The organism is Kribbella sp. NPDC050241 (genome assembly GCF_044459685.1).
Taxonomy (GTDB): Bacteria; Actinomycetota; Actinomycetes; order Propionibacteriales; family Kribbellaceae; genus Kribbella.
Window position 1 is genome coordinate 323,279 of the sequence record NZ_JBITJE010000003.1, and the last position, 16,475, is coordinate 339,753.

Here is a 16,475-nt window from a genome sequence, read left to right on the forward strand (position 1 = left end):
CAGGTGATCAGCGCTTGCTGTACTGAGGCGCCTTACGGGCCTTCTTGAGTCCGGCCTTCTTGCGCTCCTTGATCCGCGCGTCGCGGGTCAGCAGGCCGGCCTTCTTCAGCCCCGGGCGGTTCGCCTCGAGGTCCGCCGCGTTCAGGCAGCGGGCCACGCCGAGCTGCAGCGCACCGGCCTGGCCGGTGATGCCACCGCCGTTGATCCGGGCGATCACGTCGTACGAGCCCTCCAGGCCCGCGACGACGAACGGCTCGTTCACGTGCTGCTGGTGCACCTTGTTCGGGAAGTAGACGTCCAGCGGCTTGCCGTTGACGGTCCACTGTCCCGTGCCGGGCACCAGGCGGACGCGGGCGACGGCCTCCTTGCGGCGACCGGTGGCCGCGGCCGGGTTGATCACCGCGACGCGACCCGTCTCGGCGCGCTGCTCCGGAGTCGGGTTCGTCTCGGAGGTGTAGGCGACCGGGCCCTCGTTGTCGATGGGGACCTCGGCGTCGAACTCTTCGGTCTCGGTGGTGATGTCGCTCACGCTGAAATTCCTCGTTTACCTGGCTCGTCGATCGCTTACTGGGCGATCTGGGTGATCTCGAACGGCTTCGGCTGCTGGGCGGTGTGCGGGTGCTCCGGACCGGCGTACACCTTCAGCTTGGTGAGCAGCTTCCGGCTCAGGCGGTTCTTCGGCAGCATGCCCCAGACAGCCTTCTCGACGGCCTTGCGAGGGTCCTTGTCGAGGATCTCGCCGATCGGCGTGGCCGTCAGACCACCCGGGTGACCCGAGTGGCGGTAGGCCAGCTTGTCCGTCCGCTTGGTGCCGGACAGGGCGACCTTGGAGGCGTTGATGACGACGACGAAGTCGCCGCCGTCCACGTGCGGCGCGAACGTCGGCTTGTGCTTGCCGCGCAGCAGGGTGGCGATCTGGACGGCGAGCCGACCGAGCGTGACGTCGGTGGCGTCGATCACGTGCCACTCACGGATGACGTCAGCAGGCTTCGGGCTGTACGTGCGCACGGTCGTTGACCTTCGTTTCTCAGAGGTTGACAAAACTGGGACGTCGGCGAGCGGTCCGCCGACGTGGCAAGGACCTGGAACGCACAACAGCAGCCCAGAATACCGGCGTCGGCACCCTGGGGTCAAAGCGAGCCCAGACCCGCAGGAGACCCCGGCTTGGAAGGAGTCGAGGACAGCACTAGTTTAGCCGTGAAGAATCAAGTCCGAACCCGCGTCCCGCCGGCTGACGATAACCCTCACTCACCAGGCGATGACGCCAGCTTCCGAAGAGGGCATTGTGACCGAACAGTCGCTCACCGTCCGGGACAACCGGACCGGCAAGGACTTCGACCTTGCCATCACCGATGGCACAATCCGTGCCGCCGACCTCAAGAAGATCAGCGCCACCGACGGCGACGGTGGCCTGGCCACCTACGACCCGGGATTCGTCAACACCGCCTCCTGCCGCTCCTCCGTCACCTTCATCGACGGCGACAAGGGCATCCTCGAGTACCGCGGCTACCCGATCGAGCAGCTCGCCGAGCAGTCGAACTACCTCGAGGTGGCCTACCTGCTGGTGAACGGCAAGCTGCCGAACAAGGCGGAGTACGAGGCCTGGGCGCACGACGTGACGTATCACACGTTCGTGCACGAGAACCTGAAGACCTTCATGCAGGGGTTCCGGTACGACGCCCACCCGATGGGCATGCTGCTGGCCTCGGTCGGCGCACTGTCCACCTTCTACCCCGAGTCGCGCAACATCTTCGACGAGGAGTCGCGGGCGCTGCAGATCCGGCGGCTGATCGCGAAGATGCCGACGCTGGGTGCCTTCGCGTTCCGGCACGCCCAGGGCAAGCCGTACGTGTACCCGGACAACGAGCTGAGCTACACGGCGAACTTCCTGTCCATGCTGTTCAAGATGAGCGAGCCCAAGTACGCCGCCGACGACCGGCTGGTGCGGGCGCTGGAGATCCTGTTCATCCTGCACGCCGACCACGAGCAGAACGCCTCCACCAACGCGGTCCGGGCGATCGGCTCCACCCAGGTCGACCCGTACACGGCCGTTGCCGGCGGCATCGGTGCGCTCTACGGCCCGCTGCACGGCGGCGCCAACGAGGCGGTCCTGAAGATGCTCCGCCGGATCGGCTCGGTCGATCACGTCCCGTCGTTCATCGAGGGCGTCAAGAACGGCGACGAGCGGCTGATGGGCTTCGGCCACCGGGTCTACAAGAACTACGACCCGCGGGCCAAGATCATCAAGAAGGCCGCCGACGACGTGTTCGAGGTGACCGGGATCAACCCGTTGCTGAAGATCGCCGTCGAACTGGAGAAGATCGCGCTGGAGGACGAGTACTTCGTCTCCCGCAAGCTCTACCCGAACGTCGACTTCTACTCCGGCCTGATCTACGAGGCCCTGCAGTTCCCGCCAGAGATGTTCACCGTCCTGTTCGCGATCCCGCGGACGTCGGGCTGGCTGGCCCAGTGGCTGGAGATGCTCGGCGACGGCGACCAGAAGATCGCCCGGCCCAAGCAGATCTATACCGGCGAACGTGGCGTCCAGTACGTCCCCATCGGCGACCGCTGACCTCTGCACCACCGCACAGCCCTCGGCCCCCGGGTCGAGGGCTGTCCCATCTCCGGCCTCCACGGATCGAACGGCGTACCGTGACCGTCGCGTCGTACCCCGGCGTGCGGGACCGGGGCCGCTTCGCCGAGACCACGGTACGACGGCTGAAGCTGGACGGCCGCCGGCTCGAGTGACCTACTCCCCCAGGCCTCAGGGTCACCCTGAGGCCTACCGCGGCTGGGGTAGCGGAAGTGTCCTCGGCTGCCCGACGCGGTAGGTGGGTGGTTTTCGGGAGTCTGTTCGTGACATCGAACACGACAGGGAGACCACCATGAATGCCTTGCTGTACAAGGGAAATCGACTGGCCGACTGGCTCGGCCGGCAGAGTGTCGACATCCTGCGGGTCAGTCTCGGACTGATCTTTCTCATCTTCGGCGTACTGAAGTTCTTCCCGGGTGCGAGCCCGGCGGAGGCGCTGGTGATGCGGACCATCGACACTCTGACTCTCGGCGTCATCCACGGCCGCTCCGCGGTGCTGCTGACCGCGGTGATGGAGTGCTTCATCGGACTGACGCTGGTCTCCGGCCGGTTCCTGCGCACCGGGCTGCTGGTGCTCGGGTTCTCGCTGGTCGGGATCATGTCGCCGCTGGTGCTGTTCTTCAGCGACCTGTTCCCGGGTGCTCCGACGCTGGAGGCGCAGTACGTACTGAAGGACATCGTGCTGGCGGCTGCCGGCCTGGTGATCGCTGCGAAGGCTCTGGCCGCCTCGCCAGTACGGCTGCGGGTGTGAAAGGGCGTCTGAGAGTTGGAGATGGCCCCGGGCGGGCTCAGTTGCCTCGGTCCGGGGCCATCCGGCGCCTCTGCGGACTACGACGCGGCGGGGGAGCCGGCCGGTTCCCGCAGAGTTGCTATCAGTGCTTCGGACTGACCGCGGGCCCGGATGTTCGTGACATGGTCGATGTAGTCGCGAGACTCGACGATCAGGCCGTCGCGGATCCGCAGTACGAAGATGCACGGCGTGCGGTACGGCTCCCCGGTCGCCAGCACCGTGCCGGCGTAGTCGAACTCGGCGACGATCACCTCGGGGTCGGTGGTCTGGTGGACCCGGATGTTCTCCGGCTGGAACCGCACCGCCTCCATCACCTTCGGACCGAGGCCGCCGAAGTGCTGCCGCAGCTCCTCCCGGGACCGCAGCGGGTGGTCACCGAACGGGTTCATCGGATGGCGTACGTCGGTCTGCTCGGCGTACAGCTCGGGGAGCGCGGCGAAATCCCGGTCGGCGACGCCGTGCACCAGCTTCAGGAAGATCTCTTCGGGTGTCATCACTGTCCTCACGCTTAAATGGAGTGTTGACTCCGAATATACGAAGTTGCGACTTCGTTTACAACCCCCGGTCGCCGGGCGGCGTCTCCTAGGCTGAAGGCAAGGAAAGGGAGCAGGGTGCGAGCAGACGCGCGGGACAACCGGGCCCGGATCATGACCGCGGCGGACGAGGTGTTCGGCCGGTCGCCGAACGCGTCCACCGACGACGTCGCGAAGCTGGCCGGTGTCGGCATCGCGACCGTGTTCCGGCATTTCCCGACCAAGGTCGATCTGCTCGAGGCGGTGCTGGCGTTGCGGCTGGAGCGGCTGCGCGACCGGGCACTGGAGCTGGCCGCGAGCGACGATCCCGGGCCTGCGTTCTTCGGGTTCTTCAGCCAGGTCGTGGCGGAGTCGGCGACGAAGTTGGCGATCGGCGAGGCGCTGATCGCTGCCGGACCGGCCGTCGGCACGGGTGTGCGGGAGGCGGGGGCCGGCATGCGCGAGGCCTTCGACAAGCTGCTCGCCCGGGCTCAGAGCAGCGGCGCAGTGCGGGCGGACGCGCAGTTCGCTGAGGTGTATGCCCTGCTGATCGGGGCCTCACGCGGTGCGACGGCGGTCGGGCTGACGCCGGAGGTGCGCGATCGGATGCTTGTCCTGGTCTATGACGGCCTGAAGCCTTGTTCGTGAGGCGCTGGTCGCGGAGGCGCCGGGTCCTGGTGGTCATCGCGCTGGCGCTGGTCCTACTGCTGTCGGCGTACCCGGTGTCATTGCGCCTGCAGTACGTCGGTGAGCCCGCAGCCGACACGCGGACGCGGAACCACGACGCTCTGTGGCTCGGCCATGCCTGGGTCGACGGACGCAAGACGGCGGCCGATGTCACCGCGTTGGCCCAGCAACTGAAGGGCACAGGCATCCGGGATCTCTACGTCCACACCGGTCCGCTGGAGCACGACGGCTCACTGCCGTTGGCCAAGGTCTCACCGAAGGCCCGCTGGTTCACGGAGGCGGTGCGGACCGCGGCTCCCGACGTACGCGTGCAGGCGTGGCTCGGGGACGTCGTACAGCCGGGGAAGGACCCGGGGATGGATCTGGACGACGCTGCGGTGCGCACCCGAGTGGTCGCGTCGGCGAAAGCTGTTCTGGACCAGGGCTTTCAGGGCATCCACTACGACTTCGAGCCGGTGAAGTCCGGCTCCAAGGGCTTTCTCGCGGTGCTGGATGCAACCCGTGCCCTCGGAGTACCTCTGTCCGTCGCGGCTGCCCAGATCGACCCGCTCTGGCAGCTCCATAGGATCCCGATCGACAAGCGGTGGTCGCAGGAGTACTTCGGTGAGGTCTCGCGCCGGGTCGAGCAGATCGCCGTGATGTCCTACGACACCGCCATGCCACTGAAGTCTTTGTACGGCGGCTATGTCGCCAAGCAGACCAAGCTCGCGCTGGAGGTGACTCCCGCGTCCACCGACCTGCTCATGGGCCTCCCGGCGTACTGGGAGAGCAATCCGTCGCACTGGGGCCATGCGGAGACCGTCGAGGCCGCAGTCCGAGGCGCCCGGCTAGGACTGGGCACCTCGGACCGTCAGAACTTCGGTCTGGCCATGTACGTCGACTTCACCGCCACCCCGGCCAACTGGGCCGCCTACCGCGACGGCTGGTCCACAGCGCCTTAGCGGGCGCGTTCTACCCGGCCCTCGTCCCACACCGGTTCGTCGGACTCGTAGACGGTGCCGTCGGCACCGAAGACGAGGTGGCGGTCGAAACCGCGGGCGAACCAGCGGTCGTGGGTGACCGCCAGCACCGTGCCGTCGAAGGAGTCCAGGCCTTCCTCCAGCGCCTCGGCGGACTCGACGTCCAGGTTGTCGGTCGGCTCGTCGAGCAGGAGCAGCGTCGCACCGGACAGCTCGAGCAGCAGGATCTGGAACCGCGCCTGCTGACCGCCGGACAGGCTGTCGAACGTCTGCTCGGCCGCGTGCGCCAGCTCGTACCGGTCCAGCTTCCGCGACGCCAGCTCGCGGCCCATCCCCTCCCGGTGCTCGTCGCCCCGGTGCAGGATCTCCAGCAACGTCCGGCCGACCAGCTCCGGGTGCTCGTGCGTCTGCGCGAACCATCCCGGCCGGACGCGGGCACCGAGCTTGGCCTTGCCGGTGTGCGCGACCGGAGCGATCTGCACGTCGCCGATCGGCTGGTGCTCGATGTCCGGGTCGGAGCCACCGTTGGCGAGCAGCCGGAGGAAGTGCGACTTCCCGGACCCGTTGGACCCCAGCACGGCGACGCGTTCGCCGTACCAGACCTCCAGGTCGAAGGGCTTCATCAGGCCCGTGAGCTCCAACGCGCTGCACACCACCGCACGCTTGCCGGTGCGGCCACCGGTCAGCCGCATGCTGACCTTCTGCTCGCGTGGCAGCGCCTGCGGCGGACCGGCCTCCTCGAACCTGCGCAGCCGCGTCTGCGCGGCCCGGTAGCGCGACGCCATGTCGGAGTTGTACGCCGCCTTCTGCTTGTACATGAGCATCAGCGCGCGGAGCTTCGCGTGCTCCTCGTCCCAGCGCTTGCGCAGCTCCTCGAACCGTTCGAACCGGTGCTGCCGGGCCTCGTGGTACGTCCGGAACCCGCCGCCGTGTGTCCAGGCGGTGTTGCCGGCGGCTCCCAGCTCGACGGTGACGATCTGGGTGGCGGTGTTGGCCAGCAGCTCGCGGTCGTGGCTGATGTAGAGCACGGTCTTGTCGGTGCCGCGGAGCTGCTCCTCCAGCCAGCGCTTGCCCGGTACGTCGAGGTAGTTGTCCGGCTCGTCGAGCATCAGGACCTGGTCCGGACCGCGCAGCAGGGCCTCCAGCACCAGGCGCTTCTGCTCACCGCCGGACAGCGTCTTCACCTCACGCCAGCGACAGCGGTCGAACGGTACGCCGAGGGCGGCCGTCGTACAGACGTCCCACAGGACCTCGGCGTCGTACCCGCCGACCTCACCCCAGTCGGACACCGCCTGCGCGTACTTCAGCTGGGTCTTCTCGTCGTCGGCGTCCATCATCGTCAGCTCGGCCTTGTCCAGCTTGGCCGCGGCGTCCTGGATCGCCTGCGGTGCGACACCGAGCAGCAGGTCGCGCACGGTCGACGAGTCGCGCACCGAGCCGACGAACTGGCGCATCACGCCGAGCCCGCCGGACCGCGCGATGCTGCCGGAGTGCGGCTTCAGGTCGCCCGCGATGATCCTGGTCAGCGTGGTCTTGCCGGAACCGTTCGCCCCGACCAGCGCGACCTTGGCCCCGTCGGCCACCCGGAACGTGATGTCGTCCAGCAACACCCGCCCGTCCGGCAGTTCGTAACCGATCCCGGCGACATCTACGTGGCCCATCCCACCAGTCTGACCGTCGTACCCACCGACAGGCGAACCCTTATCGTCACCAGTCCCCGAGAGCGCTCAGGAAGGTGCCTCCGGTCGGTCTGACCGAATCGACCATGAACAGCTTGAGGGGAGCGGCGAACAGGCCGTAGGTGTGGGTGCCGGTGAAGAAGCCGGCCGAGTCACAGCCGTCGTACTCGACCCACACCTCACGGACGCCGTCAGCGGTGTCGAAGCGCAGCACGATCGCCTCGGACGGCTGGGCCGACTGTGGAGTGCACTTGAAGACCGGCAAGGACGGGTTGCGCTCCGGCAGCACCTTGATCGCGTCGACCACCTGCTGCGCCACGTCCGCGTTGAACCGCTGCTGCCCGAGCAGTCCGGTCGCGTCGGGCGTGAGGCGGTAGCGGCACGCCTGCAGTCCGGTCACCGGCGTTGCCAGGTCCAGGCCGGTCCCGGCCGGGACTGTGTTGTGACCGCCGGCCTTCAGGATCGGGTGGTCGGGCGGACAGGCCGCATCCTCCTTGTTCGGCAGGATGCCTGGGCTCGGCCGGCTTGGAGCGGCGCCGGATCCGGCCGCCTCCTTCCCGCCAGTGTCGCTGGCGTTCGATGCGGTCGGCACCTCGTTGCCCACCGCGTTCCACACACCGCCGATGGCTATTGCCACCACGGCCGCCGCCGCGGCCATGGTGAGTGTCTGGCGCCTTTTCCGGACGCGCCGGCGCGCTTCCCTCGCCATCCCGCTGCCAGTCAGCTCACTGGCGTCGGCCTTGTTCTGGAACGCTGAGGAGATCTTGGGGCCGAGCTCCTGCTCAGGGTCGTGCTCAGGCATCCTCGGCTCCTTCCTTGCTCAGCGTGGTTTTCAGTGCGGCCAGTGCTCGGTGTACGTGCGATCGGGCGGTCGCCTCCGCGCAGTGCAGCAGCGCACCGATCTCGGCGTACGAGAGCTCCTCGTAGAACCGCAGTACGACGGCTGCCCGCTGCTTGTCCGGCAGCGTCGCGCACAGTGCCCAGACCGCATCGGACTCGGCGCGCGCGGTCGCACCGTCCGAGGCGGACGGTGCGGTCCGGATCGGGTCGGGCGACGGTGCCTCCCGGCGGCGGAACCGGCGCCACCACGAGATGTGTGCGTTCACCACCATTCGCTTCACGTACGCCTCGGGGTCGTCGGCCCTGCTGACCCGGCTCCACCGGGCGCAGGCTGTCGTCAGGGCATCCTGGACGGCGTCCTCGGCCAGGGCCTTGTCCCCGGTCAGGACGTACGCGAACCGCAGCAGCGCGTCTGCCTTCTCGGTGACCCAGAGCTCGAACTCGATCGGGCTCGTCCGTGCCTCTGCTGCCGCCAAGGCTGCCTCCATACCCTCAGGACGGCGACGGGCCCGCGTTCGTTGCACGCAGTACCCGGAACCCCTTCGCGCTGCCGGTCCGGTCGCAGGGATAGCCCTGCTCGGTCAGCCAGCGCTGCAACGAGTCACCGCCCAGGTTCTTGCCGACGACGAAGCGTGCCACGCCACCGGGGGCAAGACGGCCCAGCCAGAGCAGCAGCATCTTGTGCAACTCCGCTTTGCCGATGTGGATCGCCGGATTCGACCAGATCTCGTCGAACCGCACCTCCGCGGGTACTCCGTCCGGCAGCACCGGGTGCACGCGGTCCGCAACCCCTGCGGCCTTGGCGTTCTCCGCGGTCAGCTCCAGCGCCCGGGTGTTCACGTCGACCGCCCACACCTGCGCCTCGGGTGCCTCCACCGCAATGGCACAGGCGATCGGGCCGTAGCCGGTCCCCAGGTCGAGAAACGTCCCGGAACCGGCCGGAGGGTCCACCTCGCGCAGCAATACCGCCGTACCGATGTCCAAGCGGTCCCGGGAGAACACACCGGTCGCGGTCGTGAAGGTGTACTCGCGACCCCAGATCCGCGCCTCGACAGTACGTCGTACGTCCGCGGAACCGGGCTCTGCCGAGAAGTAGTGGTCAGCCACGCTGGTGCACCTCTCCCCTCACTTGGCGGGCCTGCAGCGCCCGTGCGGCCAACTCGTCATCCGCCGGGTAGCGCACTTCCTCCAGTGTGAGGCCGTGCGCGGGCAGCACCGATACGGCCGAGTCCCGGACCTTGCCGGCCAGTACGGCGGCCGGCCAGTCGATGTCACGGCGTCCGTCACCAACAGGGATCATGGAGCCGACCAGAGCCCGGACCATCGAGTGGCAGAAGGCGTCGGCGATCACCGTGCCTTCCAGCCGTCCCACGGCGGTGCGTTGCCAGGAGAACTCCAGTAAGGCGCGCACTGTGCTGGCGCCTTCGCGCTTCTTGCAGAACGCGGCGAAGTCGTGCTCGCCGAGCAGACCGGCCGCGGCGGCGTTCATCCGGACCACGTCCATCGGGCGGCCGACCCGCAGTACATGCCCGCGGGTCAGCGGGTCCCATCCGGCCGGATCGTCACAGAGCCGGTACACGTAGCGACGGGCCAGCGCGGAGAAACGGGCGTCAAAGCCGTCTGGAGCGGCTGTGACGGCCGTGACAGCTACATCCTCGGGTAGGACGCCATTGAGGCCTCTGAGGAGCCTGAGCGGCTCTACAGCGCCTTCGACGTCCACATGGGCGACCTGACCGCGGGCGTGGACGCCGGTGTCCGTCCGGCCGGCGCAGGTGACCGTCAGCGGCTCGGGCAGCCGGAGGACGACCCGGAGCGCCTCTTCCAGAGCTCCTTGCACGGTCCGGAGACCCTCCTGCCGGGCCCAGCCGTGGAAGGCCGTTCCGTCGTACTTGAGGTCGATCCGCCAGCGCACACGGCAATCTAACGCAAACAGCGCCCCTCACCGTGCGGTGAGGGGCGCTGTGCAGTGCTGGGTGTTACTTGTCCTCGGTCTCCGGAGTCTCGTCCTGGACCTTCTCGTCCACGACGTCCTGGACCTTGGCCTCGTCGTCGACCTTGTCGTCGGCCTTGTCCTCGGCGACAGCCTGCTTCGCCGCCGCCTTCTTGGCCGGGGCCTTCTTCGCGGTCTTCTTGGCCTTCGGCGAGTCGGCCAGCGCCTCGACCAGCTCGATCTTCACCATCGGGGCGTTGTCGCCCTTGCGCGGCCCGAGCTTGGTGATCCGGGTGTAGCCGCCCGGACGGTCGGCGTACCGCTCGCCGATCTCGGTGAAGAGCACGTGCACGACGCTCTTGTCCTTGATCCGCTTCATCACCTGGCGGCGCGCGTTCAGGTCACCACGCTTCGCCTTGGTGATCATCGACTCCGCCAGCGGCTGCAGGCGCTTGGCCTTGGCCGCGGTGGTGGTGATGGCGCCGTGCTCGAACAGCGACGTCGCGAGGTTGCTGAGGATCAGCTTCTCGTGCGCCGGGCTGCCGCCCAGCCGGGCACCCTTGGTGGGGGTTGGCATCTCTTACTCCAGGAATCTCAGGCCCGCTCGGACCCGGGGTGGGTTGGGCTCGGTAGCTCAGTACTGCTCGGTCTCGGCGAAGCTCTCGTCCTCGTCCTCGGCCTCGGTGCCGTAGGCCTCGGCGGCCGCACGCAGGTCGAAGCCAGGAGGCGAGTCCTTCAGCGACAGGCCCATCTCGGCCAGCTTCAGCTTGACCTCGTCGATCGACTTGGAGCCGAAGTTGCGGATGTCCAGCAGGTCCTGCTCGCTGCGCGAGATCAGCTCACCCACGGTGTGGATGCCCTCGCGCTTGAGGCAGTTGTACGACCGGACGGTCAGCTGCAGGTCCTCGACCGGCAGTGCCAGGTCGGCGGCCATCTGCTCGTCCACCGGCGACGGGCCGATGTCGATGCCCTCGGCCTCGACGTTGAGCTCGCGGGCCAGGCCGAACAGCTCGACCAGCGTCTTACCGGCCGACGCGACGGCGTCGCGGGGCAGCATCGACGGCTTGGTCTCGACGTCGACGACCAGCCGGTCGAAGTCGGTGCGCTGCTCGACACGGGTCGCCTCGACCTTGTAGGTGACCTTGAGCACCGGCGAGTAGATCGAGTCGACCGGCATGCGGCCGATCTCGGCGTCGGCGGACTTGTTCTGGATCGCGGAGACGTAACCACGGCCCCGCTCGACGACCAGCTCCATCTCGAGCCGGCCCTTCTCGTTCAGGGTGGCGATCTTCAGGTCCGGGTTGTGCACCTCGACACCGGCCGGCGGCGCGATGTCGGCGGCGGTGACGTCACCAGGGCCCTGCTTGCGCAGGTACATGGTGACCGGCTCGTCGTGCTCGGAGGAGACGACCAGGTCCTTGAGGTTCAAGATCAGCTGGGTGGCGTCTTCCTTGACCCCGGCGACGGTCGAGAACTCGTGCAGGACACCGTCGACCTTGATGCTGGTCACGGCGGCACCGGGGATGGAGGACAGCAGGGTCCGGCGGATCGAGTTGCCGAGGGTGTAGCCGAAGCCCGGCTCGAGCGGCTCGATCACGAACCGCGAGCGGTGCTCGCCGACGACCTCTTCGGTCAGGGTGGGGCGTTGTGCGATAAGCACTGTGGTTTTCCTTGTCTGTCGCGACGACCACTATTTGAGGTCGCGATGGGTGAAGCACAGAACCGGTCCCGCCGGCGGCCACCAGACCGCCGGCGGGACTGAGATCAGTTCTTCGAGTAGAGCTCGACGATCAGGTGCTCGGCGACCTGGGTGTCGATCTGCTGCCGGGTCGGCAGCTGGTGGACGAGGATCCGCAGCCTCTCGGGCATCACCTCGAGCCACGCCGGGACGACGCGCTCGGAGTGCGTCTCCCGGGCGATGATGAACGGGGTCGTCTCGGCCGACTTCGCCTTGACATCGATGATGTCGTGGGCAGCCACCCGGTACGACGGGATGTTCACCTTGACGCCGTTCACGGTGAAGTGACCGTGTACGACGAGCTGACGGGCCTGCCGCCGGGTCCGGGCCAGGCCGGAGCGGTAGACCACGTTGTCCAGCCGGGACTCCAGGATGATCAGCAGGTTGTCACCGGTCTTGCCGGAGCGCCGCGAGGCCTCCTCGTAGTACCGGCGGAACTGCTTCTCCAGGACGCCGTACGAGAAGCGGGCCTTCTGCTTCTCGCGCAGCTGGAGCAGGTACTCGCTCTCCTTGGGACGGCCGCGGCCGTGCATACCCGGCGGGTACGGACGGCGCTCGAACGCCTTGTCGCCACCGACGAGGTCGACCCCGAGACGGCGCGACTTCTTGGTCATCGGTCCGGTGTAACGGGCCATGTTCGCTACCTACCTCTCTGGATCAGACCCGGCGCCGCTTCGGCGGGCGGCAGCCGTTGTGGGCGGTCGGGGTGACGTCCTGGATGGTGCCGACCTCGAGGCCGACCGCACCCAGGGAACGGATCGCGGTCTCACGGCCGGAGCCGGGACCCTTCACGAACACGTCGATCTTGCGCATGCCGTGCTCCATCGCGCGACGGCCGGCAGCCTCGGCTGCCATCTGCGCGGCGAACGGGGTGGACTTGCGCGAACCCTTGAAGCCGACGGTGCCCGCGGAAGCCCACGAGATGACCGCGCCGGTCGGGTCGGTGATCGTCACGATCGTGTTGTTGAACGTGCTCTTGATGTGCGCGTGGCCGGCGGCCACGTTCTTCTTCTCCTTGCGGCGCACCTTCTTCGCGCCGGCCGCTGTGCGGCTCTTGGGAGGCATAGGTCAGTTGCTCCTGGGGTGGTCGAAAGTCATCCGGGTCATCACTTCTTCTTCTTACCGGCGATCGCCTTGCGACGACCCTTGCGGCTGCGGGCGTTGGTCCGCGTGCGCTGACCACGCACCGGCAGGCCGCTGCGGTGCCGGCGACCCTGGTACGACCCGATCTCGATCTTGCGGCGGATGTCCGCGGTCACCTCACGGCGGAGGTCACCTTCGATCTTGTAGTTGGCTTCGATCCAGTCCCGGAGCTTCACCAGTTCGTCGTCGCCCAGTTCGTGGACGCGCTTGTCACCGGAAACCCCGGTGTTCTGCAGCGTCTCCAGGGCGCGAGTACGGCCTACACCGAAGATGTAGGTCAGAGCGACCTCGATGCGCTTGTCGCGCGGAAGGTCGACTCCTACGAGGCGTGCCATGTGGCGGTGTTCCTTTCGTCGGCAGAGGTGTGGTGGCGCGCCGCGTCCTTGCCCGCCTCGGTGAGTTTGTTGTCACCGGCAAGGCCCCGGCCTCTGTTCCGGGGGCGACGTCCGGCCTGTGTTTCCTGGCCGGACGAGCATGCGCGCTGTGGTGCGAAAGTGCTGTGTGCTGCTCGACTGGGGGCTGTCAGCCCTGCCGCTGCTTGTGCCGCGGGTTCTCGCAGATCACCATGACCCGGCCGTGACGGCGGATCACCTTGCACTTGTCGCAGATCTTCTTGACGCTCGGATTGACCTTCATCGAGCTTCTTTCTTCGACAGGTGTTGGTGGTGGTCTTACTTGTACCGGTAGACGATGCGACCCCGGGTGAGGTCGTACGGCGACAGCTCCACGACGACCCGGTCCTCGGGGAGGATCCGGATGTAGTGCTGCCTCATCTTGCCGCTGATGTGCGCGAGCACCTTGTGCCCGTTGGACAGCTCAACACGGAACATCGCGTTCGGCAGGGCCTCAACGATGGTGCCCTCGAGTTCGATGACTCCCTCTTTTTTGGGCATGTCCTCGCACTTCTGTAGACGTCGTACTGAATGATGGTTAACGCATGGCTCCAGCCCGGGCTCAAGGCGCCCTCCTGACCAGGTCAGGCAGCCGCGGGCAGCACGAGACAGAGGCTACAAAGAGCCAAGGAAAGAGTGTACGCCACTCTCCCACACGAAACCCAATCGAGACCCCGTCACCCCGCCCGCGAGGCCTCCAGTACGGCCAGGTGGTCAGCACCCCAGGCATCCAGGGGAGCCAGCGCGACGTTGAGTGAGCGGCCGAGGCCGGTCAGTGAGTACTCGACCTTCGGCGGGACCTGGTGGAACACCTCGCGGTGAACGATGTCGCGGCTCTCCAGTTCGCGCAACTGCTGGATCAGCATCTTCTCCGTCACGCCGGCGATCGCCCGGCGCAACTCCCCGAACCGCATCGGCCCATGGTGCAGCGCCCACAGGATCCGCGGCTTCCACTTCCCGCCGATCACGTCGGCCGCGGCGTCCAGGCCGCAGGTGTAGGGGATCATCACTTACCTTTCGGTCAGTACCTCACAAATTAGTGGGTACTTGTCCATCCTAAAGTCTCCGGGCCAGGGTTGACGCCATGAAGACACCTGTGACCGTGCTCGGGCTGGGCGCGATGGGGACCGCGCTCGCCCGCACCTTCCTGGCCGCCGGCCACCCGACCACCGTCTGGAACCGAACCCCTGGACGCTCTCCCGAGCTGGACGCCCTCGGCGCCGTCCGCGCCACCAGTCCGGCCGAGGCCGTCGCCGCCAGTCCGCTCGTGGTCGTCTGCCTGCTGGTCGACGCCACGGTTCGGAGCACGCTCGACGGACTGGACCTCTCCGGCAAGGTTGTCGTCAACCTGACCAACGGCACTCCCACGCAGGCCCGGGACACCGCGGCACGAGTCGCGGCGGCGGGAGCGGAGTACCTGGACGGCGGCATCATGGCCGTCCCCGCGATGATCGGCGGACCCGGTGCTTTCGTCTTCTACAGCGGCTCGCCGGTTGCCTTCGAACGGCACACCGCGGATCTCGCCGTACTGGGCCGGCCCGAGTACGTCGGCAGTGACGCCGGGCTGGCGTCGTTGCACGACATCGCCCTGCTCAGCGCCATGTACGGGATGTTCGGGGGTGCCCAGCATGCGCTGGCCCTGGTCGGCAGCGAGAAGATCCCGTACACACGGTTCACCGAGGACTTCCTGATTCCCTGGATGACGGCCATGCTCGGGAGCCTGCCCAGGATCGCCAAGGAGCTGGACGAAGGTCCGGAACCCGGTGCGGCAGGGTCGAACCTGGCGATGCAGGCGGCGGCCTACGACAACCTGATCGACGCGTCGGTTGCCCAGGGCATCGATCCCGGCCTGCTCGCCCCGATGGGCGAACTGCTCCGGCGAGCCGTCGCGACCGGCCACGGCGACGAGGATCTGGCCGCCCTGGTCCCGTTGCTCAGGAGGAGTGCGTAGCGGCCCACTGTTCGCCTTCGCGCCAGATTTGCTGGGGCATCAGGTCCAGAAGGTCACAGGCTGCATCCAGTTGGGCAAGTGCGGTGACGGAATCGCGGTACGCCGGGAGGATCGCGACGAAGCGCCGTCCCTCGCAGCTGAAGCCGAACGGCGGGACCTGGGCGAGCGCCTCGACCGCACGCGGGTGCAGCACGGCCTGCGCGTGGTCCTCGCGACCGTTGAACAGGCAGTAGCGACCGGGCAGGCGGTCGACCGTCAGGTCCAGCGGCAGCAGGCTGGCCGCCGCGACCTGCGACAGCGATGCGGGCAGCACCTGGAGCGGCGGGAGCGGCCGATCCACCTGCAGATCGAGGAAGTCGAAGCCGAGCTCACGGCGCCCTACCCTGTGCCGGAAGCGCCCGGTCCAGAACTCTCGGCCCCGGTGCCGGCCCGTCGTCACATCGGACACCTCGGCGTTCGGGTCGAGGTCGAACGGCGGGAACGGCCAGCGCTCCCGCAGTTCGGGCTCGGTGGCCTTGATCCGCCAGCCCAGCTGGGTCACCGCGTCGGCCCAGGACTTCCGCAACCGGCCGTCCGCGACCCGCATCGCCAACGTGAACAGGATCAGCACCAGGAACCAGCCGAGCATCATCCAGCCGACCCAGCGCGGCTCGAGCAGCAGCCCGGCCACCACCAGCGGGATGGCCACGGCGAACCAGATCACGTACACGAGGGCCGAGCCCCGCCGCAGCTGCCACGCCAGGTCTGGACGCAGACGCGGACCCGCGGGGCGACGGGTGACCGGGGCGGCTGTCAACGGCGCCTGCCGCGGCTGCCCATCGCGATCAGGGCCCACGGGATCAACAGCCAGACCGGCCAGAAGTGCGGCCAGTGCCCGCCGTTGGCGAGTCCGATCACGAACCAGATCACCACGTTGACCATCACGACACCGGTGAAACCACCGATCGCCCCACGCCGGTCCGGCTGCGCGTCCTTCTTGCGCTCCGGGAACTCGCCCGGAGCCGGCGCCGGCTTGCTGTCCTGCACCACCGCCGGGGTCTGGTACGTCCGCACCGGCGGCAGGTCACGCACCAGTGGCTCGAGTTCGCCGTAGGTCTGGACGGCGTACAGCTGGTCCAGACGGGAGGAGAACTCGGGCTGGTCCAGCCGGCCGTCCGCGAACGCGTCCCGCAGCCGCCCGGCGATCTTGTCCCGGTCGGCTTCGGTGAAACGCTGGTGCGGCTGGTACTGAGGCATGTCTCAAGTGTGCCTCAGCCCGGGG

The 16,475-nt window shown here is 67.9% G+C and carries 23 protein-coding genes; 5 read left to right on the forward strand and 18 right to left on the reverse strand.

What is annotated here, in order from left to right:
- Positions 1-7: 7 nt before the first annotated feature.
- Positions 8-529, reverse strand: a complete 522-nt coding sequence (rpsI, locus tag ACIBG5_RS16080; RefSeq protein WP_131360939.1) for a 30S ribosomal protein S9 — start codon at positions 527-529, stop codon at positions 8-10.
- A gap of 35 nt (positions 530-564) precedes the next feature.
- Positions 565-1,008 carry a 50S ribosomal protein L13 gene (gene rplM, locus ACIBG5_RS16085; protein WP_360446622.1) on the reverse strand — a complete coding sequence of 148 codons (444 nt, stop codon included), beginning with the start codon at positions 1,006-1,008 and terminating at the stop codon, positions 565-567.
- Between the two features lie 277 nt (positions 1,009-1,285).
- On the opposite strand from rplM, the gene ACIBG5_RS16090 reads away from it, so the two are divergent.
- Together ACIBG5_RS16090 and ACIBG5_RS16095 are read left to right on the forward strand one after the other, a co-directional pair.
- Positions 1,286-2,572, forward strand: coding sequence for a citrate synthase (locus ACIBG5_RS16090; RefSeq protein ID WP_238162916.1), 1,287 nt, complete (start codon positions 1,286-1,288; stop codon positions 2,570-2,572).
- A gap of 313 nt (positions 2,573-2,885) precedes the next feature.
- Complete coding sequence (locus tag ACIBG5_RS16095) at positions 2,886-3,344, forward strand: DoxX family protein (protein ID WP_360446627.1); 459 nt, start codon at positions 2,886-2,888, stop codon at positions 3,342-3,344.
- A 77-nt stretch (positions 3,345-3,421) separates the two neighbouring features.
- Here the strand turns inward: ACIBG5_RS16095 and ACIBG5_RS16100 are convergent, their stop codons facing one another.
- Positions 3,422-3,877, reverse strand: coding sequence for a nuclear transport factor 2 family protein (locus tag ACIBG5_RS16100; RefSeq protein WP_396392308.1), 456 nt, complete (start codon positions 3,875-3,877; stop codon positions 3,422-3,424).
- Positions 3,878-3,994: 117 nt separating this feature from the next.
- On the opposite strand from ACIBG5_RS16100, the gene ACIBG5_RS16105 reads away from it, so the two are divergent.
- Positions 3,995-4,543, forward strand: coding sequence for a TetR/AcrR family transcriptional regulator (locus tag ACIBG5_RS16105; protein ID WP_396392309.1), 549 nt, complete (start codon positions 3,995-3,997; stop codon positions 4,541-4,543).
- Complete coding sequence (locus tag ACIBG5_RS16110) at positions 4,540-5,523, forward strand: hypothetical protein (protein ID WP_396392310.1); 984 nt, start codon at positions 4,540-4,542, stop codon at positions 5,521-5,523. Before ACIBG5_RS16105 ends, ACIBG5_RS16110 begins: the two co-directional genes overlap by 4 nt.
- Here the strand turns inward: ACIBG5_RS16110 and ACIBG5_RS16115 are convergent.
- The 13 genes from ACIBG5_RS16115 to ACIBG5_RS16175 all read right to left on the reverse strand — a co-directional run bounded on the left by ACIBG5_RS16115 (position 5,520) and on the right by ACIBG5_RS16175 (position 14,270).
- Entirely contained in the window at positions 5,520-7,202 is a 1,683-nt protein-coding gene (locus ACIBG5_RS16115) for an ABC-F family ATP-binding cassette domain-containing protein (protein ID WP_396392311.1), read from the reverse strand. The two genes, ACIBG5_RS16110 and ACIBG5_RS16115, sit on opposite strands and share 4 nt — an antisense overlap.
- Before the next feature lie 46 nt (positions 7,203-7,248).
- Positions 7,249-8,022 carry a hypothetical protein gene (locus tag ACIBG5_RS16120; RefSeq protein WP_396392312.1) on the reverse strand — a complete coding sequence of 258 codons (774 nt, stop codon included), beginning with the start codon at positions 8,020-8,022 and terminating at the stop codon, positions 7,249-7,251.
- Complete coding sequence (locus tag ACIBG5_RS16125) at positions 8,015-8,536, reverse strand: SigE family RNA polymerase sigma factor (protein WP_396392313.1); 522 nt, start codon at positions 8,534-8,536, stop codon at positions 8,015-8,017. The genes ACIBG5_RS16120 and ACIBG5_RS16125 overlap by 8 nt, the downstream gene beginning before the upstream one ends.
- Positions 8,537-8,552: 16 nt before the next feature.
- Positions 8,553-9,167 carry a class I SAM-dependent methyltransferase gene (locus tag ACIBG5_RS16130; protein ID WP_396392314.1) on the reverse strand — a complete coding sequence of 205 codons (615 nt, stop codon included), beginning with the start codon at positions 9,165-9,167 and terminating at the stop codon, positions 8,553-8,555.
- Positions 9,160-9,972 (reverse strand): tRNA pseudouridine(38-40) synthase TruA, encoded by an 813-nt coding sequence (truA, locus tag ACIBG5_RS16135; protein ID WP_396392315.1) that lies wholly within the window; start codon positions 9,970-9,972, stop codon positions 9,160-9,162. Before truA ends, ACIBG5_RS16130 begins: the two co-directional genes overlap by 8 nt.
- 64 nt (positions 9,973-10,036) lie before the next feature.
- Positions 10,037-10,567 carry a 50S ribosomal protein L17 gene (gene rplQ, locus ACIBG5_RS16140; RefSeq protein WP_396392316.1) on the reverse strand — a complete coding sequence of 177 codons (531 nt, stop codon included), beginning with the start codon at positions 10,565-10,567 and terminating at the stop codon, positions 10,037-10,039.
- A gap of 57 nt (positions 10,568-10,624) precedes the next feature.
- A complete protein-coding gene (locus tag ACIBG5_RS16145; RefSeq protein WP_131360975.1) occupies positions 10,625-11,650 on the reverse strand; it encodes a DNA-directed RNA polymerase subunit alpha in 1,026 nt (341 codons plus the stop codon).
- A 104-nt stretch (positions 11,651-11,754) separates the two neighbouring features.
- On the reverse strand, positions 11,755-12,363 hold the full coding sequence (rpsD, locus tag ACIBG5_RS16150) for a 30S ribosomal protein S4 (RefSeq protein ID WP_131360977.1): 609 nt from the start codon (positions 12,361-12,363) through the stop codon (positions 11,755-11,757).
- Positions 12,364-12,385: 22 nt separating this feature from the next.
- Positions 12,386-12,793: a 30S ribosomal protein S11 gene (rpsK, locus tag ACIBG5_RS16155; protein ID WP_012923659.1), complete on the reverse strand. Its 408-nt coding sequence runs from the start codon at positions 12,791-12,793 to the stop codon at positions 12,386-12,388.
- Between the two features lie 41 nt (positions 12,794-12,834).
- Complete coding sequence (gene rpsM, locus ACIBG5_RS16160; RefSeq protein ID WP_131360979.1) at positions 12,835-13,206, reverse strand: 30S ribosomal protein S13; 372 nt, start codon at positions 13,204-13,206, stop codon at positions 12,835-12,837.
- Between the two features lie 187 nt (positions 13,207-13,393).
- Positions 13,394-13,507 carry a 50S ribosomal protein L36 gene (rpmJ, locus tag ACIBG5_RS16165; protein WP_008361054.1) on the reverse strand — a complete coding sequence of 38 codons (114 nt, stop codon included), beginning with the start codon at positions 13,505-13,507 and terminating at the stop codon, positions 13,394-13,396.
- 35 nt (positions 13,508-13,542) lie between these two features.
- Positions 13,543-13,764: a translation initiation factor IF-1 gene (infA, locus tag ACIBG5_RS16170; RefSeq protein WP_012923661.1), complete on the reverse strand. Its 222-nt coding sequence runs from the start codon at positions 13,762-13,764 to the stop codon at positions 13,543-13,545.
- 176 nt (positions 13,765-13,940) lie between these two features.
- Positions 13,941-14,270: a winged helix-turn-helix transcriptional regulator gene (locus ACIBG5_RS16175; RefSeq protein ID WP_396392317.1), complete on the reverse strand. Its 330-nt coding sequence runs from the start codon at positions 14,268-14,270 to the stop codon at positions 13,941-13,943.
- A gap of 77 nt (positions 14,271-14,347) precedes the next feature.
- Here ACIBG5_RS16175 and ACIBG5_RS16180 point away from each other — a divergent pair, with 77 nt between their 5' ends.
- Positions 14,348-15,214 (forward strand): NAD(P)-dependent oxidoreductase, encoded by an 867-nt coding sequence (locus ACIBG5_RS16180; RefSeq protein ID WP_396392318.1) that lies wholly within the window; start codon positions 14,348-14,350, stop codon positions 15,212-15,214.
- Here ACIBG5_RS16180 and ACIBG5_RS16185 read toward each other — a convergent pair.
- Together ACIBG5_RS16185 and ACIBG5_RS16190 are read right to left on the reverse strand one after the other, a co-directional pair.
- Entirely contained in the window at positions 15,198-16,010 is an 813-nt protein-coding gene (locus ACIBG5_RS16185) for a hypothetical protein (protein WP_396392319.1), read from the reverse strand. The genes ACIBG5_RS16180 and ACIBG5_RS16185 overlap by 17 nt on opposite strands.
- The gene (locus ACIBG5_RS16190; protein ID WP_396392320.1) at positions 16,007-16,450 is read right to left on the reverse strand and encodes a DUF1707 domain-containing protein; all 444 of its coding nucleotides are present in this window, start codon (positions 16,448-16,450) and stop codon (positions 16,007-16,009) included. Before ACIBG5_RS16190 ends, ACIBG5_RS16185 begins: the two co-directional genes overlap by 4 nt.
- Positions 16,451-16,475 lie beyond the last annotated feature (25 nt).